General features: G+C 61.2%; 19 protein-coding genes. 13 read left to right on the top strand and 6 right to left on the bottom strand.

Features of this window, described 5'->3' with window-relative positions; translation table 11 throughout:
• Positions 1-32 precede the first annotated feature (32 nt).
• The 6 genes from QMK47_RS20655 (at position 33) to araH (ending at position 6,485) form a co-directional block, all read left to right on the top strand.
• Positions 33-779 (top strand): FadR/GntR family transcriptional regulator, encoded by a 747-nt coding sequence (locus QMK47_RS20655; RefSeq protein WP_003204233.1) that lies wholly within the window; start codon positions 33-35, stop codon positions 777-779.
• The gene (locus QMK47_RS20650) at positions 776-1,651 is read left to right on the top strand and encodes an SMP-30/gluconolactonase/LRE family protein (protein WP_258689015.1); all 876 of its coding nucleotides are present in this window, start codon (positions 776-778) and stop codon (positions 1,649-1,651) included. Before QMK47_RS20655 ends, QMK47_RS20650 begins: the two co-directional genes overlap by 4 nt.
• A gap of 236 nt (positions 1,652-1,887) precedes the next feature.
• Positions 1,888-2,706, top strand: coding sequence for an SDR family oxidoreductase (locus QMK47_RS20645; protein WP_258689014.1), 819 nt, complete (start codon positions 1,888-1,890; stop codon positions 2,704-2,706).
• A gap of 175 nt (positions 2,707-2,881) precedes the next feature.
• Positions 2,882-3,886: a substrate-binding domain-containing protein gene (locus tag QMK47_RS20640; RefSeq protein WP_253476816.1), complete on the top strand. Its 1,005-nt coding sequence runs from the start codon at positions 2,882-2,884 to the stop codon at positions 3,884-3,886.
• Positions 3,887-3,961: 75 nt separating this feature from the next.
• Positions 3,962-5,506 carry an L-arabinose ABC transporter ATP-binding protein AraG gene (gene araG / locus QMK47_RS20635; protein WP_253476814.1) on the top strand — a complete coding sequence of 515 codons (1,545 nt, stop codon included), beginning with the start codon at positions 3,962-3,964 and terminating at the stop codon, positions 5,504-5,506.
• Between the two features lie 10 nt (positions 5,507-5,516).
• The gene (gene araH / locus QMK47_RS20630; RefSeq protein WP_253476812.1) at positions 5,517-6,485 is read left to right on the top strand and encodes an L-arabinose ABC transporter permease AraH; all 969 of its coding nucleotides are present in this window, start codon (positions 5,517-5,519) and stop codon (positions 6,483-6,485) included.
• Positions 6,486-6,797: 312 nt separating this feature from the next.
• Here araH and QMK47_RS20625 read toward each other — a convergent pair whose 3' ends face one another.
• The 3 genes from QMK47_RS20625 to QMK47_RS20615 all read right to left on the bottom strand — a co-directional run bounded on the left by QMK47_RS20625 (position 6,798) and on the right by QMK47_RS20615 (position 8,296).
• Entirely contained in the window at positions 6,798-7,178 is a 381-nt protein-coding gene (locus QMK47_RS20625) for a Rho termination factor N-terminal domain-containing protein (protein ID WP_258689012.1), read from the bottom strand.
• A gap of 32 nt (positions 7,179-7,210) precedes the next feature.
• Positions 7,211-7,555, bottom strand: a complete 345-nt coding sequence (locus QMK47_RS20620; protein WP_258689010.1) for a hypothetical protein — start codon at positions 7,553-7,555, stop codon at positions 7,211-7,213.
• Between the two features lie 84 nt (positions 7,556-7,639).
• The gene (locus QMK47_RS20615; RefSeq protein WP_258689008.1) at positions 7,640-8,296 is read right to left on the bottom strand and encodes an HD domain-containing protein; all 657 of its coding nucleotides are present in this window, start codon (positions 8,294-8,296) and stop codon (positions 7,640-7,642) included.
• Positions 8,297-8,413: 117 nt separating this feature from the next.
• Here QMK47_RS20615 and QMK47_RS20610 point away from each other — a divergent pair, with 117 nt between their 5' ends.
• Positions 8,414-8,896 (top strand): GNAT family N-acetyltransferase, encoded by a 483-nt coding sequence (locus QMK47_RS20610; RefSeq protein ID WP_003204214.1) that lies wholly within the window; start codon positions 8,414-8,416, stop codon positions 8,894-8,896.
• A 5-nt stretch (positions 8,897-8,901) separates the two neighbouring features.
• Here the strand turns inward: QMK47_RS20610 and QMK47_RS20605 are convergent, their stop codons facing one another.
• Complete coding sequence (locus QMK47_RS20605; RefSeq protein WP_320389258.1) at positions 8,902-9,534, bottom strand: glutathione S-transferase family protein; 633 nt, start codon at positions 9,532-9,534, stop codon at positions 8,902-8,904.
• Positions 9,535-9,722: 188 nt separating this feature from the next.
• Between QMK47_RS20605 and QMK47_RS20600 the strand changes: the two genes are divergently transcribed.
• The 5 genes from QMK47_RS20600 (at position 9,723) to QMK47_RS20580 (ending at position 14,892) form a co-directional block, all read left to right on the top strand.
• Positions 9,723-10,703, top strand: coding sequence for a 2-dehydro-3-deoxygalactonokinase (locus QMK47_RS20600; protein WP_320389257.1), 981 nt, complete (start codon positions 9,723-9,725; stop codon positions 10,701-10,703).
• Between the two features lie 19 nt (positions 10,704-10,722).
• Positions 10,723-11,343 (top strand): 2-dehydro-3-deoxy-6-phosphogalactonate aldolase, encoded by a 621-nt coding sequence (locus QMK47_RS20595; RefSeq protein WP_320389256.1) that lies wholly within the window; start codon positions 10,723-10,725, stop codon positions 11,341-11,343.
• Positions 11,344-11,392: 49 nt separating this feature from the next.
• On the top strand, positions 11,393-12,541 hold the full coding sequence (dgoD, locus tag QMK47_RS20590) for a galactonate dehydratase (protein ID WP_018613609.1): 1,149 nt from the start codon (positions 11,393-11,395) through the stop codon (positions 12,539-12,541).
• 177 nt (positions 12,542-12,718) lie between these two features.
• Positions 12,719-14,029 (top strand): MFS transporter, encoded by a 1,311-nt coding sequence (locus QMK47_RS20585; protein WP_253476804.1) that lies wholly within the window; start codon positions 12,719-12,721, stop codon positions 14,027-14,029.
• Between the two features lie 59 nt (positions 14,030-14,088).
• Positions 14,089-14,892 (top strand): IclR family transcriptional regulator, encoded by an 804-nt coding sequence (locus QMK47_RS20580; RefSeq protein WP_253476802.1) that lies wholly within the window; start codon positions 14,089-14,091, stop codon positions 14,890-14,892.
• 6 nt (positions 14,893-14,898) lie between these two features.
• On the opposite strand, the gene QMK47_RS20575 is transcribed toward QMK47_RS20580, so the two are convergent.
• Entirely contained in the window at positions 14,899-15,951 is a 1,053-nt protein-coding gene (locus tag QMK47_RS20575) for an NAD(P)-dependent alcohol dehydrogenase (protein WP_253476800.1), read from the bottom strand.
• Between the two features lie 180 nt (positions 15,952-16,131).
• Here QMK47_RS20575 and QMK47_RS20570 point away from each other — a divergent pair, with 180 nt between their 5' ends.
• Positions 16,132-17,022 (top strand): AraC family transcriptional regulator, encoded by an 891-nt coding sequence (locus QMK47_RS20570; protein WP_320389255.1) that lies wholly within the window; start codon positions 16,132-16,134, stop codon positions 17,020-17,022.
• Between the two features lie 170 nt (positions 17,023-17,192).
• Here the strand turns inward: QMK47_RS20570 and QMK47_RS20565 are convergent, their stop codons facing one another.
• Positions 17,193-18,857 carry an electron transfer flavoprotein-ubiquinone oxidoreductase gene (locus QMK47_RS20565; protein WP_320389254.1) on the bottom strand — a complete coding sequence of 555 codons (1,665 nt, stop codon included), beginning with the start codon at positions 18,855-18,857 and terminating at the stop codon, positions 17,193-17,195.
• Positions 18,858-19,244: the final 387 nt, after the last annotated feature.

Genomic DNA, 19,244 nt, shown 5'->3' with positions numbered 1-19,244 from the left:
GGCCTCCAATAAGAGCGGCCCGCGGGGTTTTCATGTCCAGCAGTTTTCATGCATCGACCGTCGATTGGCTGGGGGGCTGGATAGCCGCCGGCCAGGTCAAGCCTGGGCAAACCATCAAGGTCGAAGCGGACTTGGGCGAGCAACTGGGCGTCAGTCGCACGGTGATTCGCGAGGCGATCAAGACCCTGGTGGCCAAAGGCATGCTGGAAGTCGGGCCGAAAGTCGGCACGCGGGTATTGCCGGTGCGGCGCTGGAACCTGTTCGACCCCCAAGTGGTTGGCTGGCTGTCACGCAGCGGCCTGCCGGAAAATTTTGTCGATGACTTGCTGGACCTGCGTCGCACCATCGAGCCGATGGCGGTGCGCTGGGCCTGTGAGCGGGCCACGGCTGATCAGGTGCAGGCGATCCGCCTGGCCTACCATGCGCTGGAGCGCGCCGTGGACAGCGGCGCCGATTACAACCGTGCCGACCAGTTTTTCCATGAGTGCATCCTCGCGGCCAGCCATAATCAGTTCATCGAGCAAATGGTCCCGGCCCTCGGAGCGCTGCTGGCGGTGTCGTTCGAAGTATCGGCGGCCGACCCGGATGAGCTGCGCCGCACTTTGCCCATCCACAAGGACATCGCTGACGCTATCGCCGCCCGTGACGCGGCGCGGGGCGTCTGGGCCTGCATGACCCTGATCGATAACGCTGACCTGGCCATCAAACGCTTTTACCCCAATGTCATGGCCGGTCGAACAGACGCTGCCGGGCAAGCCGGGAACGGGAGGTTTCAATGAAGTGGACGGCTGTGACGGAACACCGGGCGAAGTTGGGCGAAGGGCCCTTCTGGGACGAGCCGACCCAGGCGTTGTATTGGGTCGATATCGCCGGCAAGCAGGCACTGCGGCTGATCGGCGCCAACGTACAGATCTGGCAGATGCCCGAGCATGTGTCCGCTTTCATTCCGACCCAGAGTGGCGACGCCTTGGTGACCCTGAGCAGTGGGGTCTACCGCCTTGATCTCGATTCTCCGGGCCTGGAACCGCGCCTGACGCTGCTGTGCATGGCCGATCCCCAGCCAGGCAATCGTCCCAACGAGGCCCGTTGCGACGCCCTGGGTCAACTCTGGCTCGGCACCATGCAGAACAATATCGGTGACGAAGGCGAGGACTTGCCGATCGAGCGGCGTTCCGGCGGGCTGTTTCGCGTCGCCGGTGATGGCAGGGTCATGCCCTTGCTGCGCGGGCTGGGTATTCCGAACACGTTGCTCTGGAGCCCCGATGGCACCACGGTGTATTTCGGCGAGAGCCTGGATGGCACGTTGTATCGGCACTTTATCTACCCTGAGGGCAACCTGGCGCCTGCCGAGGTCTGGTTCGGCCCCCATCCCCGTGGCGGCCCGGATGGCTCGGCGATGGATGCCCGGGGCTATATCTGGAACGCTCGCTGGGACGGCAGTTGCCTGCTGCGGCTGAGCCCGGATGGACAGGTCGATCGGGTGATCGAACTGCCCGTCAGCCGCCCGACCAGTTGTGTATTCGGCGGCGAAGACCTCAAGACGCTGTACATCACCAGCGCGGCGAGCCCATTGGGTCATCCGCTGGACGGTGCCGTGCTGTCGATGCGTGTCGATGTGCCTGGCGTGGCGTGTACAAGGTTTGCAGGCTGAATCCCAAAATATGGGATGTAAATATATATATTGAGATTATTTGGTGGCCGGGTTTATAGTCGGCTCCATCGGCAATACGCACTCACACTAAAAAAACAAAACAGGTGAAGTGATGCAACGATCTTTCCCCGTACGCCCCGGTGGCGTACGCCGGCCACTGTTTTTTCAAGCGTCTTTGCGCCGGTCATCCGTGGATGCCCGGTTTTTGTCGTGCCCGCGAGCAGGAGGCGTAAACCATGGCTGAGCCCTTGGTCTTGCCCCCCGTGCCGGAGCCACCGAAGGGCGAGCGCCTGAAAGACAAGGTCGTGCTGTTGACCGGTGCCGCCCAAGGCATTGGCGAGGCCATCGTCGCGGCGTTCGCGTCGCAACAGGCCCGGTTGGTGATCAGTGATATCCAGGCGCAGAAGGTCGAGGCGGTGGCCGCCCACTGGCGTGAGCGCGGGGCCGATGTGCAAGCGCTGCAGGCCGATGTGTCGAAGCCGCAGGACTTGCAGGCCATGGCCCGGCGCGCCCTTGAGCTGCACGGTCGCATCGATGTGTTGGTCAACTGCGCTGGCGTCAATGTCTTCCGCGACCCACTGGAAATGACCGAAGAGGACTGGCGTCGCTGCTTCGCCATCGACCTGGATGGCGCCTGGTACGGTTGCAAGGCGGTGTTGCCACAGATGATCGAGCAGGGCGTGGGCAGCATCATCAACATTGCCTCGGTCCATTCGTCCCACATCATTCCCGGCTGTTTCCCTTACCCGGTGGCCAAGCATGGCCTGCTCGGCCTGACTCGCGCCCTGGGCATCGAATACGCGCCCAAAGGGGTACGCGTCAACGCCATCGCCCCGGGTTATATCGAAACCCAACTGAACGTCGACTACTGGAACGGCTTTGCCGATCCCCATGCCGAACGCCAGCGTGCGCTGGATCTGCACCCGCCACGGCGCGTCGGGCAACCGATCGAAGTGGCAATGACGGCCGTGTTCCTGGCCAGTGACGAAGCACCGTTTATCAATGCCTCATGCATCACCATCGATGGGGGACGTTCGGTCATGTACCACGACTGAATATTCCTGGATTGCAGTGGGAAACTTCGCCTGTAATCCAATCATCATACGATATGACTATTCAGGCCTATGCTGTGTAGCAACTTGATGTAACCGCCCAGCCTGCGCATTTCCACCGACGGTGGAGCAGAAACCTGGACGTTTGGCTTTCAATAAAAAAAACAAGGAGTCAACTATGAAACATCGTCGTGGGATCCGTTCCCTGTGTCGCGCCGCCCTGGCGGTTACCGCCGTCAGCCTCAGCAGCCACTTGCTGGCGGCCGAGGCGGTAAAAATTGGTTTCCTGGTCAAGCAGGCCGAGGAGCCTTGGTTCCAGACCGAATGGGCGTTTGCCGAGAAGGCGGCCAAGGATAAAGGCTTCCAGTTGATCAAGATCGCCGTACCCGACGGCGAGAAAACCCTCTCGGCCATCGACAGCCTGGCCGCCAACGGTGCCAAGGGCTTCGTGATCTGCCCGCCGGACGTATCCCTCGGCCCGGCCATCGTGGCCAAGGCCAAGCTCAATGACATGAAAGTGATCGCTGTCGACGACCGCTTCGTCGGTTCCGATGGCAAGTTCATGGAAGACGTACCGTACCTGGGCATGGCCGCGTTCGAAGTCGGCCAGAAGCAGGGCGCCGCCATGGCCGCTGAAGCGAAAAAACGCGGCTGGGATTGGAAAGAAACCTATGCGGTGATCAACACCTACAACGAACTGGACACTGGCAAGAAGCGCACCGACGGTTCGATCAAATCGCTTGAAGATGCCGGTATGCCGAAAGATCACATCCTCACAGCAGCCCTGAAAACCCTCGACGTACCCGGCAGCATGGACTCCACCAACTCGGCCTTGGTGAAGCTGCCAAGCGCCGCGAAAAACCTGATCATCGGCGGCATGAACGACAACACCGTGCTGGGCGGCGTGCGCGCCACCGAAGCCGCCGGGTTCAATGCCAAGAACGTGATCGGCATCGGCATCAACGGCACCGACGCTATCGGTGAATTGAAGAAACCTGACAGCGGCTTCTTCGGTTCGATGCTGCCAAGCCCGCACATCGAAGGCTACAAGACCGCCGAAATGATGTACGAGTGGATCACCACCGGCAAGGAGCCGCCGAAGTACACCGCCATGGACGAGGTGACGCTGATCACCCGGGAGAACTTCAAGCAAGAGCTGGAAAAAATCGGCCTGTGGAACTGACGGCCGGTTGATTCAAAAGCGGCCCTGGTCACTTGAGTGGCGGGGTCGCTTGATCTCTGTAAGTTCGAGGTGGTTATGCAAGCGCAAACAGCGACACGGCAACACAACATCGGCGGCAGCTTGCGATTCAACGGGATCGGCAAGTCCTTTCCCGGCGTGCAGGCGCTGGCCAATATCAGTTTCGTGGCCCATCCGGGGCAGGTCCATGCCTTGATGGGTGAAAACGGCGCCGGCAAGTCCACGCTGCTCAAGATCCTGGGCGGTGCCTACATCCCGAGCAGCGGCGACTTGCAGATCGGCGAACAGACGATGGCGTTCAAAGGCACTGCTGACAGCATCGCCAGCGGTGTGGCAGTGATTCACCAGGAGCTGCACCTGGTGCCGGAAATGACCGTCGCTGAGAATTTGTTTCTTGGCCATTTGCCGGCACGTTTCGGCCTGGTCAATCGTGGCGTGCTGCGCCAACAGGCGCTGACACTGCTCAAAGGCCTGGCCGACGAAATCGACCCCCAGGAAAAAGTCGGTCGCCTGTCCCTCGGCCAGCGCCAATTGGTGGAAATCGCCAAGGCCTTGTCTCGTGGTGCCCACGTCATTGCTTTCGACGAGCCCACCAGCAGCCTCTCTGCCCGGGAAATCGACCGTTTGATGGCGATCATCGGCCGGCTGCGAGACGAGGGCAAAGTGGTGCTCTACGTCAGCCACCGCATGGAAGAGGTGTTTCGCATCTGCAATGCGGTGACGGTGTTCAAGGACGGTCGTTACGTGCGGACCTTCGAGAACATGAGCGAGTTGACCCATGATCAACTCGTCACGTGCATGGTCGGTCGCGATATCCAGGACATCTATGACTACCGTCCTCGGGAGCGCGGCGATGTGGCGCTGCACGTGAAGGGCCTGTTGGGGCCGGGCTTGCGCGAACCGGTGAGTTTCCAGGTGCACAAGGGCGAGATTCTCGGCTTGTTCGGGCTGGTCGGCGCCGGTCGTACCGAGCTGCTGCGCTTGCTCAGTGGCTTGGAGCGTCAGCGCGAAGGAAGTCTCGTCCTGCACGACAAGGAACTGAAACTGCGTTCACCTCGGGATGCCATCGCCGCGGGCGTGCTGCTCTGCCCGGAGGATCGCAAGAAGGAAGGCATCATCCCGTTGGGCAGTGTGGGCGAGAACATCAACATCAGTGCGCGCCCGTCTCATTCCACGCTCGGCTGCCTGTTGCGTGGCGACTGGGAGCGGGGCAATGCCGACAAGCAGATCAAGTCGCTGAAAGTGAAGACCCCGGCGGCCAGCCAGAAAATCATGTACCTGTCCGGCGGCAACCAGCAGAAGGCGATTCTTGGTCGCTGGTTGTCGATGCCGATGAAAGTCCTGCTGTTGGACGAGCCTACTCGCGGCATCGACATCGGCGCCAAGGCGGAGATCTACCAGATTATCCACAACCTGGCAGCCGACGGTATCGCGGTGATTGTGGTGTCCAGCGACCTGATGGAAGTGATGGGCATTTCCGACCGAATCCTGGTGCTCTGCGAAGGGGCCATGCGCGGCGAGCTGCCGCGTGACCAGGCCAACGAATCCAACCTGCTGCAACTGGCGCTGCCGCGCCAACGCGTTGCCGACGCGGCGAACTGAGAGGTAAATCATGACCATTCAAAACAATGCACTGCCAACGGCACGCAAACCCCTGGACCTGCGCCGTTTCCTGGATGACTGGGTCATGCTGCTGGCGGCCATCGGCATCTTCGTGCTCTGCACCCTGATGATCGACAACTTCCTGTCGCCGCTGAACATGCGCGGCCTGGGCCTGGCGATTTCCACCACCGGCATCGCGGCCTGCACCATGTTGTATTGCCTGGCGTCCGGGCACTTCGACTTGTCGGTCGGTTCGGTGATTGCCTGTGCCGGCGTCGTCGCGGCGGTGGTGATGCGCGACACCAACAGCGTGTTCCTCGGCGTCAGCGCAGCGCTGGTGATGGGGCTGATCGTCGGCCTGATCAACGGCATCGTCATCGCCAAGCTGCGGGTCAACGCGTTGATCACCACCCTGGCAACGATGCAGATCGTCCGCGGCCTGGCCTACATCTTTGCCAACGGCAAAGCGGTGGGTGTGTCGCAGGAATCGTTCTTCGTGTTCGGCAACGGCCAATTGTTCGGCGTACCGGTGCCGATCCTGATCACCATTGCCTGCTTTCTGTTTTTCGGTTGGCTGCTGAATTACACCACCTACGGGCGCAATACCATGGCCATCGGTGGCAACCAGGAAGCAGCGTTGTTGGCGGGGGTGAACGTTGATCGCACCAAGATCATCATCTTCGCCGTGCATGGTTTGATCGGCGCTCTGGCCGGGGTCATCCTGGCGTCGCGCATGACCTCGGGCCAGCCGATGATCGGCCAGGGTTTCGAACTGACGGTGATTTCGGCCTGCGTGCTGGGCGGGGTGTCGTTGAGCGGTGGCATTGGCATGATTCGCCACGTCATCGCTGGCGTGCTGATTTTGGCGATCATCGAAAACGCGATGAACCTGAAGAACATCGACACCTTCTACCAATACGTCATCCGCGGCTCGATCCTGCTGCTGGCGGTGGTGATCGACCGCTTGAAACAGCGCTAGACGGCAGGATTACCGGCGACTGATCTACCGTCATCGCGAGCAGGCTCGCTCCCACAGGTTTTTGTGCCAGGGCGCAGAACCCCGGCACAGCACAGATCCCCTGTGGGAGCGAGCTTGCTCGCGAAGGCGTCGGTACATTCAACACCTTCTAACCTGATCCACCGCCATCGCGAGCAAGCTCGCTCCCACAGGTTTTTGTGCCAGGGCGCAGAACCCCAAACACCCCCCCCACCCCCTTTTAACCTCGACACAGCACAGAACCCAGTGTGGGAGCGAGCCTGCTCGCGATAGCGTCCTCCCTGACGCCACCAATCACCCCGCCTTGCGCAACGCCTCAACCAATTCCTGCTTACGCATCCTCGAGCGCCCGGGAATGTTTTTCGCCCGCGCCTCCTTCATCAGGCTGTCCACCGTCTGAGTCGCATGGGAGGCTTTGCTGGTACGCGGGTGACCTTCGCGGGTCTTGGCGGCGCGGCGGGCCGATTCCTTGCGGTCGGTTTTCTTGGCCGTTGCCGGCTTTTCCTTGCCCGAACCACCGGAGCGTTCGCCACCACCGGACTGCTTGTTCACGGTCGCCCAGGCGCGTGCCTCGGCTTCGTTCTCGGACACACCTTTTTTCTCGTAGCTTTTTTCAATGTGTGCGGCCTTGCGCTTTTGCTCGGCGGTGTATTTGTCTTTGCTTCCACGAGGCATGGGATGTTCCTCCTCAAATGTCCGGGCAGAGGCTATTGGCTGGCGGAGCCACCTTCGGAGCCCGAACCACCGGTCGTGGTTTTCGAGCCCACCCCGGTCTCGGCGTTATCAGGCGCTGTCGAGTCCGGTGTATTCATGCCGCCCTGACGACCCGTGTCATTACCCTGCACGCGCGGATCAGTGCCGGTGGCGGGTGGCTGGCCATTGTTCAGGCCGCCGCCGGTACCGTCGGTGTTCAATTTGGGCAGGCCTTGCGTGGCGGGGGAGTTGGGCGCTTGCACGGGATCGGTCGGCCCGGTGCCGGAGGTCGAAGCCGCGAAGGCTACCGAGGACAGCAACGCGGCGAAGGTGAACGCGGTCAGCCTTGAAGTGATCATGGGTGTCGCCTCCATTTTTCAGAATGCTTACCTGATCTTGGGCCTCGCTGGATTTGGGTTGGTGCCTCGGGTGCGACGAATGGTCTAGTCGTCGAGTCCGGCTTCTTCCATGAATTGCTCCATGAAGTTTTTTAGTTTTTCGTGACGGGTCAGCGCCATGTGTTGCCCGGTGGCAGTCTGGAAACCGTCGGCCAGGTGCAACAATTTGGTCTGGAAATGATCGAGGCAGAAACGTCGATCATCGTAATCCCGGGATTTGGCCTGCGGATCCTGAGGGTCATAGAGCGCACTGCCCATGCGTCCGGCCACATAGAATGTGCGCGCCACCCCGAGCAGGCCCAATGAGTCTAGGCGGTCGGCGTCCTGGAGAATTTTGGCTTCGAGTGTGATTGCTGCGATATTGGCCGAAAAACTGTGAGCCTCGATGGCATGGGCAACGGCGCTGATTTTTTCGTTTGGCCAGTTCAGTGTCGACAACAGTGTCGATGCCTTATCCGCTGCCAGGCGAGAGGCTTGGGCGCGCAGCGGTGAATTCTTTTCCACTGCCACGCAGTCATGCAGCAACGTTGCCGCCAGCAGGATAAGCAGGTCACCGCCTTCATGACGGTGGAGCAAGCGTACGTTGTGCCAGACCCGTTGCAGGTGTGACAGATCGTGAGCGCCATCCTCCGATGGCTCCAGTGCGTGAGGCAGCAACTGGGCAGCGACGGTTTGAAAAGGTGCAAAGACGGCAGCGGTCATGACAGATCCTTTGTATGTCGGTACTTCGTGGGTTCGTGGATGATGTTCATTTTCATATGTGACGAGCGCCCCGTGGCGGCTTAGTATGGCGCTTTCAATTGGCTACAAGGCCTGTTCATGTCCATCGAGATCCGTCCTGCGCAACCCAGCGATGCGCCTCAAATCCTTGCCTTCATCACCGAGCTTGCCGATTACGAAAAGGCCCGCCACGAAGTCATCGCCAGTGTGGCGGACATCGAGCGCAGCCTGTTCAGCGAAGGCGCAACGGCCCACGGGTTGATCTGCCTGCGTGATGGCGTGCCAATCGGTTTCGCGGTGTTTTTCTTCAGTTATTCCACCTGGCTGGGCAGCAACTGCCTGTACCTCGAAGACTTGTACATCACGCCTGACCAGCGCGGTGGCGGGGCGGGCAAGACGTTGCTGCGCCATTTGGCGAAAGTTGCCTGTGACAACGATTGCGGGCGTTTCGAATGGAGTGTGCTGGACTGGAACACGCCGGCCATCGAGTTCTACAAATCCCTCGGCGCGCAACCACAGGAAGAGTGGGTGCGCTACCGAATGGACGGCAAGGTGCTACGGGATTTCGCTAACGGCAACTGAGCACTTCATGAGTGCGCGGCGGATGCGTACTCGGCAAACCCCGGTCGCTGTTCGAGGCGTTTGCAGTAGGCCGCCACGGCCGGATAGTCGGGACGCTCCATGGGCGCCTGGCGCCAGCGGTGCACCGACAAGCCGATGAGCACATCCGCAAGGGAAAGCGCCGTACCGGCCACGTAGGCGCCGGTGCGGTTCAACTGCTGCTCCAGCAAACCCATCTTCTCGTTCCAGCCTTTGACGCCGGCGGCGATTCGCTGTGGGTCCTGGAAGTCCGGATTCTTGCGTACCAGGGCGTGGAATGCGTAACCCCATGACGGGTTGAGCTCTGTGGCTTGCCAGTCCATCCACTGCTCGACACGCGCCCGTGCGGCAGGTTCGACAGGCAGCAGGTCGTTGCGCCCATGTTTGCCCACCAGATAGCGGCAAATGGTGTTCGACTCCCAGAGCACACCGTTCTCATCAATGATCACCGGCACCTGGGCGTTGGGATTCAAGGCCAGGAAATCCGGGTCTTGGGTCGAAGAAAAACCAATGCCCCAGTCTTCGCGCTCGTAGGCGATTTCCAGTTCCTGGCAGGTCCACAGCACTTTCCTGACGTTGATCGAGGAAGTGCGGCCGAGGATTTTCAGCTGTTGTCCCATCACTTTTTCCCTGAGTTGTTTGGCGTCCGTTCAGAAACGTAGCAGGGTCTTGGACGGATGGCGATTGGCTTTGTGGTTGGTTTACTAGATCCCAATATATGGGAGTGATATTTATATATTGAGATATTGTCGCGCCCAGGTTTATAGTCCGTTCCACTCACTGCCAAAAAACAGAACAGGTGAAGCGGATGCAGGCGCAATTGATCGCGCTCGATTGGGGGACCACCTCATTACGGGCTTACAAACTCGCAGCCGGTGGCGAGGTGCTCGAGCAGCGCTCGCTGTCATCGGGGATCATGCAGTTGCCTTCCGGGCCGCGAACCGTGGCCGGCCGGGTGTGCATCGACGGTTTCGAACTGGCCTTCGACGAGGCCTGCGGCGATTGGCTCGATGCGCAGCCTGGCTTGCCTGTCATTGCCTGCGGCATGGTCGGCAGCGCTCAGGGCTGGCGTGAAGCGCCGTACTGCGACACACCCGCCAACGTCGCCAATCTCGGACATTCCCTACGAACCGTTCGCAGCCTTCGCGGTGTCGATGTGCACATTGTGCCCGGCGTGATTCAGCGTTCACGCTTGCCCAATGTCATGCGCGGTGAAGAAACCCAGGTGCTTGGCGCCTTGCACAGCCTGCCGGACGAAGCGGTGCTGATCGGTTTGCCCGGCAGTCATTCGAAATGGGTGGAAGTGGCCGATGGCTGCATCGTGCATTTCGACACCTTCATGACCGGCGAGATCTTCGCCGTGCTCAGTGACCACAGCATTCTTGGCCGCACCCAGCAACGGAGTACGACCTTCGATGGCGTGGCCTTTGATCGTGGCGTACAGGTGGCGTTGTCGGTGGACGGCCGGATCGGGCCGTTGTCCACGGTGTTCAGCGCTCGCAGCCTGGGCTTGACCGGCGAACTGGAGGCCAGCGCCCAGGCCGATTACCTCTCGGGCCTGCTGATCGGCCATGAGCTGACGGCGCTGGCCGAGGTGCAACGCCGTCGCCGCGACAGCCTGCACCTGCCGACGGTGGTGCTGATCGGCAACTCCCAACTCTGTGTCCGTTATCAACGGGCCCTAGACGCCTGCGGCTTCGCCCGGGTGGTCTTGGCCGAACAGGCCACCGAACGCGGTTTGTGGCAACTGGCCGTAGCGGCCGGGTTGCTCGATTCCACCGTCCCCTGAACCTGACTGGAGGTCTCACATGCTCACACAAGCACTGGCGCACAACGGGCTGATCGCGATCCTGCGTGGTCTGCGTCCCGAAGAGGCGGCAGCCATCGGCGAGGTCCTGTACAGCGCCGGATTTCGCGTCATCGAAGTGCCGCTCAATTCCCCCGAACCGTACGAAAGCATCCGCATCCTGCGCAATACCTTGCCCGCCGATTGCCTGATCGGTGCCGGTACCGTGCTCACGCCCGAACAGGTCGAGCAGGTGAAAGCCGCTGGCGGCCAAGTGATCGTCATGCCCCACAGCGATCCGAAGGTGCTGCGCGCGGCGAAAGCGGCGGGCTTGTACCTGTCGCCAGGCGTCGCCACGCCCACCGAAGCCTTTGCCGCGCTGGCTGAAGGGGCCCATGTACTGAAGATGTTCCCCGCCGAGCAAATGGGCCCGGCGGTGGTCAAGGCCTGGCTCGCGGTACTGCCGGCCGGGACTGTGTTGGTGCCGGTGGGCGGGATTACGCCGGACAACATGGCGGTGTTTGTCGAAGCCGGTGTCAAGGGTTTCGGCCTCGGTTCCGGGCTGTTCAAGCCGGGCCTGACAGCGGATGAAGTGGCGGTGCGGGCCAAGGCCTACGTGGCCGCATGGAACGCCTTGAACTGAAGACTTTTCCAGCGCCCCGTGCGCTGCATCTGACAAGAGAGACAACAAGATGAAAATCACCAAGCTGACCACGTTTATCGTTCCGCCGCGCTGGTGCTTCCTCAAGGTCGAGACCGACGAGGGCGTGACCGGTTGGGGCGAGCCTGTGGTCGAAGGGCGTGCCCACACAGTGGCGGCTGCCGTCGAGGAATTGTCCGACTACCTGATCGGCAAAGACCCACGCAACATCGAAGACATCTGGACCGTGCTCTATCGCGGCGGCTTCTACCGCGGTGGGGCGATTCACATGAGTGCCCTGGCCGGTATCGACCAGGCGCTGTGGGACATCAAGGGCAAGGCCCTGGGCGTGTCGGTCAGCGACCTGCTGGGCGGCCAGGTGCGCGACAAGATCCGGGTGTATTCGTGGATCGGCGGCGACCGGCCGGCGGACACCGCCCGGGCGGCGAAAGAAGCCGTGGCGCGGGGCTTCACGGCGGTGAAGATGAACGGCACCGAAGAGCTGCAGTTTCTCGACACCTATGAAAAAGTCGACCTGGCCCTGGCCAACGTCGCGGCGGTGCGCGATGCGGTGGGGCCGAACGTCGGCATTGGCGTGGACTTCCATGGGCGGGTGCACAAGCCCATGGCCAAGGTGTTGATGAAGGAACTCGACCCCTACAAGCTGATGTTCATCGAAGAGCCGGTGCTCAGTGAAAACTACGAAGCCCTCAAGGAGTTGGCGCCGCTGACCAGCACCCCGATTGCCCTGGGCGAGCGCTTGTTCTCGCGCTGGGACTTCAAGCGCGTACTCAGCGAAGGCTACGTGGACATCATCCAGCCGGATGCGTCCCACGCCGGCGGCATCACCGAAACCCGCAAGATCGCCAACATGGCCGAGGCCTACGACGTGGCGCTGGCATTGCACTGCCCGCTGGGCCCGATCGCCCTGGCGGCGTGCCTGCAACTGGATGCGGTCTGCTACAACGCGTTCATCCAGGAACAGAGCCTGGGTATCCACTACAACGAGAGCAACGACCTGCTGGATTACATCAAGGATCCACAGGTGTTCGACTACGACAAGGGCTTCGTGAAAATCCCCAATGGTCCGGGCCTGGGCATAGAGATCAACGAGGAATACGTCATCGAACGCGCAGCCATCGGCCACCGCTGGCGCAACCCGATCTGGCGGCATGCCGATGGCAGTTTTGCCGAGTGGTGAGTGAGCCCTGACTCTCTTGGTTTGATCGTTCCCACGCTCTGCGTGGGAATGCAGCCAGGGACGCTCCGCGTCCCTCAAGAGCCGAGCGCGGAGCGTCCGTAGAGGCGTTTCCACGCAGAGCGTGGGAACGATCGGGCGTGCTCGACTCCTCAATAAACATAAAAAGAGGCACCTCACATGCAAGCGCACACCCTGAGCGCGCAGGCGTCGTTGGTGACGCCCAGCCGCAAGCGTTTTTTCATCATGGTCCTGCTGTTCATCACCGTGGTGATCAATTACCTGGACCGCAGCAACCTCTCGATCGCCGCCCCCGCATTGACCAGCGACCTGGGCATCGATCCGATCCACGTCGGGCTGATTTTCTCGGCGTTCGGCTGGACCTACGCTGCCATGCAGATCCCCGGTGGTTGGCTGGTAGATCGAGTGCCGCCGCGCATTCTGTACAGCGTGGCACTGCTGTTGTGGTCGGTGGCCACGGTAATGCTGGGTTTTGCCGCCAGTTTCATCGCGCTGTTCGTGCTGCGCATGGCGGTCGGTGCCCTGGAAGCGCCGGCTTATCCGATCAACAGCCGCGTGGTCACCACCTGGTTTCCTGAGCGCGAGCGGGCCACGGCCATCGGTTTCTATACCTCCGGGCAGTTTGTCGGGCTGGCCTTCCTGACCCCGGTATTGGCCTGGCTGCAACACGCCTTCGGTTGGCACATGGTGTTTGTCGCCACGGGCGCGGTGGGCATTCTCTGGGCGGCGATCTGGTACGCGGTGTATCGCGAGCCACGGGATTTCAAAGGCGCCAACGCCGCCGAAATCGAATTGATCCGCGAAGGCGGCGGGCTGGTGGATATCCAGGCCGATACCGCCAAGGTCAAGGCGAAATTCAGTTGGACCGACCTGGGCATCGTCCTGACCCAACGCAAGTTGTGGGGCATTTACCTGGGGCAGTTCTGCCTCAACTCCACGCTGTGGTTTTTCCTGACGTGGTTCCCGACCTACCTGGTGAAATATCGCGGCATGGACTTCATCAAGTCCGGCTTGCTGGCGTCGTTGCCGTTCCTCGCGGCGTTTGTCGGCGTGCTGTGCTCCGGGTTCTTTTCCGACTGGCTGATTCGCCGCGGCGCGACCGTGGGGTTCGCGCGCAAGCTGCCAATCATTGGCGGCTTGCTGATCTCGACCTCGATCATCGGCGCCAACTTTGTCGAGTCGACGCCGTTGGTGATCGCTTTCCTGGCCCTGGCGTTCTTCGGCAATGGCCTGGCGTCGATCACCTGGTCGCTGGTCTCCACACTGGCGCCGGCGCGACTGCTCGGGTTGACCGGTGGGGTGTTCAACTTCATCGGCAACCTGGCGGCCATCGCCACGCCGATCGTCATTGGCTTCCTCGCCAGCGGCGATTCGTTTGCCCCGGCCATCACCTATATCGCTGTCCTGGCACTGGCTGGCGCGCTGTCCTACATCCTGCTGGTCGGGAAGGTCGAGCGCATCGAGTTGTAGTCCGACGGGGCGGGCGACCATAATGCCGCCCGTTCCCCGCTCACTGTTGAAGGCCGGCTATGCAGCAAGACGATCCAAAAATCACCAAGGACGCCGCGCCCACAGGCACGCAGACATTGTTGCGTGGCTTGGGTGTGGTCCAGGCGGTCGCCAGCGGCGCCCGTGACTTGAAGGAAATCGCCCGGCTGATCGGCACCACCCGCAGCACCACCCATCGCCTGGCCAGTTGCCTGGTGGACGAGCGTTACCTGCGCGTGGTGCCGCAAGTGGGTTACCTGCTGGGGCCGAAACTGATCGAACTGGGCTTTCAGGCCCGGGAAGAGTTGCCACTGGTGAGCCTGGCGGGGCCGTACCTGGACGAGCTGTCGGCGCTCACCGGGGACACCGTGCACTTGGCGATTCGCGAGGGCGACGAAGTCTTGTACCTGCTGAAAAATCCAGGGCGCAACGGTCCGGAAATGCGCTCGCGCGTAGGCCATCGCATGCCGTTGGCGCGCACCGGGATCGGCAAGGCGCTGATGCTCGATGACTCGCAGGAACAATGGAAGCGGCTGTATGAAATCAGCCTGCCAGCGGGTGGGAAGAATCAGTTCTGGCCCCAGCATCAGGAACAATCCTGGGAACAGTTCCAGCAACGGATGGTGGAGTACGTGGCAGGGGGCTATGCCTTCGACCTGGAAGACAACGAACCGTCGATTCGCTGTGTGGCGGCGCCGATCCGTGACGCCGGCAAGCGCATTGTTGCCGGTATCAGCATCGCCAGCACCGTGCCGTACATGCCGCTGGAAAAGATGGCCGAGCTGATTCCCCTGGTCAAAGGGGTCACAGCCCGGCTGTCGGCGGAACTGGGCGCCAAGGCTTGACGAGCGTCAGGCCTTGAGCGTGGCCATGTCGATGACAAAGCGGTATTTCACATCCCCGGCGATCATGCGGCTGTAGGCCTCGTTGATCTGGCGGATGTCGAGCATTTCAATGTCGCAGCTGATGTTGTGTTCGGCGCAGAAATCCAGCACCTCTTGGGTTTCTGCGACACCGCCGATCAGCGAGCCGGCGAGGACGCGGCGACCCATGATCAGTTTTGCCGCGTGTACCGGCGGATCGATCGGCTCGACCAGGCCCACGATGATGTGCACGCCGTCGAAACGCAGCGTGTCAAGGTAGGGATTGAGGTCGTGCTGCACCGGAATGGTGTCCAGCAGGAAGTGGAATCGTCCGGCTGCGGCGGCCATCTGTGCGGCGTCGGTGGACACGATCACATGGTCTGCACCCTGGCGACGGGCTTCTTCGGCCTTGCTCGCCGAGCGGGTGAACAACGTGACTTCCGCGCCCATGGCCTTGGCGAACTTGATGCCCATGTGGCCCAGGCCGCCCATGCCCAGCACGCCAACCTTGTCGCCAGCCTTCACGCCATAGTGCTTGAGGGGCGAGTAGGTGGTGATGCCAGCGCAGAGAAGTGGTGCGGCGCTGGCCGGGTCGAGTGCTGCCGGAATGCGCAGTACGAAGTGTTCGCTGACCACGATGCTGTTGGAGTAACCGCCCATGGTGTGGCCGCCACTCACGCGGTCCGGGCTGGCGTAGGTCTGGGTCATGCCTTCCAGGCAGTATTGCTCCAGGTCAGCGCGGCAAGCTTCGCACTCGCGGCAAGAGTCGACCATGCAGCCCACGCCGACCAAATCGCCTGCTTTATAGCGGGTGACATTCGCACCGACGGCGGTGACTTTGCCGATGATTTCATGGCCGGGCATCAGCGGGTAAACGGCGATGCCCCATTCATTGCGGGCCTGGTGGATGTCGGAATGGCAGACGCCGCAGTAGAGAATGTCGATCGCCACATCGTCGGCTCGCGGGCTGCGACGCTCGAACTTCATGGGGGCGAGGGGAGTGGTGGCCGACTGGGCGGCATATCCGATGGCTGTGTACATGATGGACCTCGCTAAGCAGTGAACGGTGAGGGGTTCCATTCTGGGAGTCCTGGCGGCCGGCGGCGATGGCGATTCCTCCGCGTGTCATGCCTAATCCTCCGGTCTTGGCCAGGATCTGATCCTATGTGACGCCAGACCTGCGATGATGGTTTCATCCCATTTTTCGTGAAGTTTTTGCCCATGTTGTTGACCCGTCATCTTGATGCCAACGCCACGCTGGTTTCACTGATAGAACCCCTGGCGACCCGTGACGGCTTCGTCCCGACGCCACTGCCCGGCGTACATGCGCTGCGGGCCAGCCAGGACGTCGCCCGTGGCCCGCAGCTCTATGAGCCGAGCCTGGTGATCATCGCCCAAGGCAGCAAATTGGCGTACCTGGGGCCGCGGACACTGGAATATGGCGCTGGGCACTATCTGATCCAGGCCTTGCCGGTGCCCTTCGAATGCGAAACCTACGCCATGCCCAATGCTCCGCTGCTTGGGGTTTCCGTTGCGATCGATCGGGCGCTGCTTGGGGAGTTGGTACTGGCCATGGGGCTGGTGCCGGGGCGGAGCCTGGCGCCGCAGACGCTGGAATCGATGACCTGCGCCGTGCTCGATGACGCCATGCGTGGGTGCGTCGAACGCTTGTTGCGTTGCTTGCACGACCCACTGGAGTGCCAGGTCATGGGCCAGGCGCGGCTGCGGGAGTTGCTGTTCGTCGCGTTGCGCGGGCCCCAGGCCGATGTGTTGCGGGCGCTGGTGGAGCAGCAAGGTCAATTCGCCCGGATTGCCGCGGCCCTGAGCCATTTGCATGCGCACTTCACTGAGCCGCTGAACGTCGAGACCTTGGCCAGTTGCGCGAACATGAGCGCCTCGACCTTCCATGAGCATTTCAAGCGCAGCACCTTGCTGTCGCCAGTGCAGTACCTCAAGCGTTTGCGCCTGCTCAAGGCCCAGCGGCTGTTGATCACCGAGGGCATGGGCGTGGCCCAGGTCGCGCACCAGGTGGGGTATCAGAGCTCGTCGCAGTTCAGTCGGGAGTACAAGCGCTACTTCGAGCGCAACCCCGGGGAAGAGCGCGCCGCCTGAGTCTTTGAAAATCCCTTGCTCGCGATCGCGGTGTGTCGGTCGACATCTGTGTTGAATGAAAAATCCCTATCGCGAGCAAGCTCGCTCCCACATTTGGACTGTTGTGTTGCTTGAATCGGAGGCAACAAAAAGGCCCCCATTACGGGAGCCTTGATGTTCAGCGCAACGGCTTACATGTTCGGGTAAGTCGGTCCGCCAGCGCCTTCCGGCGACACCCAAGTGATGTTCTGCGAAGGGTCCTTGATGTCACAGGTCTTGCAGTGCACGCAGTTCTGGGCGTTGATCTGGAAGCGCTTCTCGCCGTCTTCCTTGGTCACCACTTCGTACACGCCGGCCGGGCAGTAGCGCTGGGCCGGTTCGTCGTACAGCGGCAGGTTCTTGCTGATCGGGATGCTCGGGTCGGTCAGCTTCAGGTGGCAAGGCTGTTCTTCTTCATGGTTGGTACCGGAGATGAACACCGAGCTGAGTTTGTCGAAACTGATCTTGCCGTCCGGTTTCGGGTAGTCGATTTTCTTGCAATCGGCTGCCAGCTTGAGGCAGGCATAGTCCGGCTTGGTGTCGTGCAGGGTGAACGGCATTTTGCCGCCAAGGATGTTCTGGTCGAACCAGTTGAAGCCGGCGCCGATAATCGGGCCGAACTTGTGCATCGCCGGGCCAAAGTTGCGGCTGGCGAACAGCTCTTCATACAGCCAGCTACTCTTGAAGCTGTCGACGTAGTTGGTCAGTTCATCACCGCCTTCGGACTCGGCGAACAGGCGATCGGCCACGGCCTCGGCGGCGAGCATGCCGGATTTCATCGCGGTGTGGCTACCCTTGATCTTGGCCACGTTCATGGTGCCCAGATCGCAGCCGATCAATGCGCCACCCTTGAAGACCATTTTTGGCAGCGAATTGATACCACCCTTGGCCAATGCACGAGCGCCATAGCTGACACGCTTGCCGCCTTCCAGGTACTGCTTGAGCACCGGGTGATGCTTGAGGCGCTGGAACTCGTCGAACGGCGACAGGAAGGTGTTGCTGTAGGACAGGTCGACGATCAGGCCGACCACCACCTGGTTATTTTCCAGGTGATAGAGGAAGGAGCCGCCGGTGTTCTCGGTGCCCATGATGTCCAGCGGCCAGCCGGCGGTGTGCACCACCAGGCCGGGTTGATGCTTGGCCGGATCGATTTCCCAGATTTCCTTCAGACCGATGCCGTAGTGCTGGGCGTCGGCCTCGCTGTCGAGGTTGAAGCGCTTGATCAGTTGCTTGCCGATGTGGCCACGGCAGCCTTCGGCGAACAGCGTGTACTTGCCACGCAGTTCCATGCCAGGGGTGAAGAGGCCTTCCTTCGGGTGGCCTTCGCGGTCGACACCCAGGTCGCCGGTGATGATCCCGCGAACCACGCCGTTCTCGTCGAACAGCGCTTCCTGGGCGGCGAAGCCCGGGTAGATTTCCACGCCCAGGTTCTCGGCCTGCTGGGCCAGCCAGCGGCACAGGTTGCCCAGGGAAATAATATAGTTGCCTTCGTTGTGCATGGTCTTGGGCACAAAGAAGTCAGGGATTTTGCTCGCGGCCTCGGCGTTTCTCAGGACATAAATGTCATCGCGCACGACGGGCGTGTTCAACGGGGCGCCGAGTTCTTTCCAGTCCGGGAACAGTTCGTTCAGGGCGCGGGGCTCGAACACCGCACCGGAGAGGATGTGCGCACCGACCTCGGAGCCTTTTTCGACCACGCAGACGCTGATTTCCTTACCGGCTTCGGCGGCCTTCTGTTTCAGTCGGCAAGCGGCAGACAGGCCAGCGGGGCCGGCACCGACGATTACCACGTCGAATTCCATGTATTCGCGTTCCACAGGGCTATCTCCTACTCAAGGCTCACAGTTTTTTCTAATTGGAGGTTTGGCGTTGCATCCGTTGTTTCCTTCGCGAAAAGCGACGAAAGCGACAATGGATGAAACGCGTGTCTCTCTTAAGCGGCGCATTATATCTACACCACTCTCAGGGTCCAATACAAACGTTTGTTTGAAATTGCCGCAGCCCAGATAAATCACAGACGTACGGCTTATGACTGACCATTTTGCCGTATTGACCGGAATAGGCGTTCCGGTCAAGATACGGGCGGTTTTGCGCTCGCCGTAGGCTGACTGTTGGTTTCAAGAGCACCTCTAAAAACAGGGCGAAGGCAGCACAAAGTGACGCATTGCGTGGTTCCGACGCGCAGTTTACACGCCGCGATAATG

Source organism: Pseudomonas sp. P9_35 (assembly GCF_034008205.1).
In the GTDB taxonomy this organism is placed as follows: Bacteria; Pseudomonadota; Gammaproteobacteria; order Pseudomonadales; family Pseudomonadaceae; genus Aquipseudomonas; species Aquipseudomonas kilonensis.
Note: the sequence above shows the minus strand (reverse complement) of the source record. Positions and strands in the feature narration are given on the sequence as shown.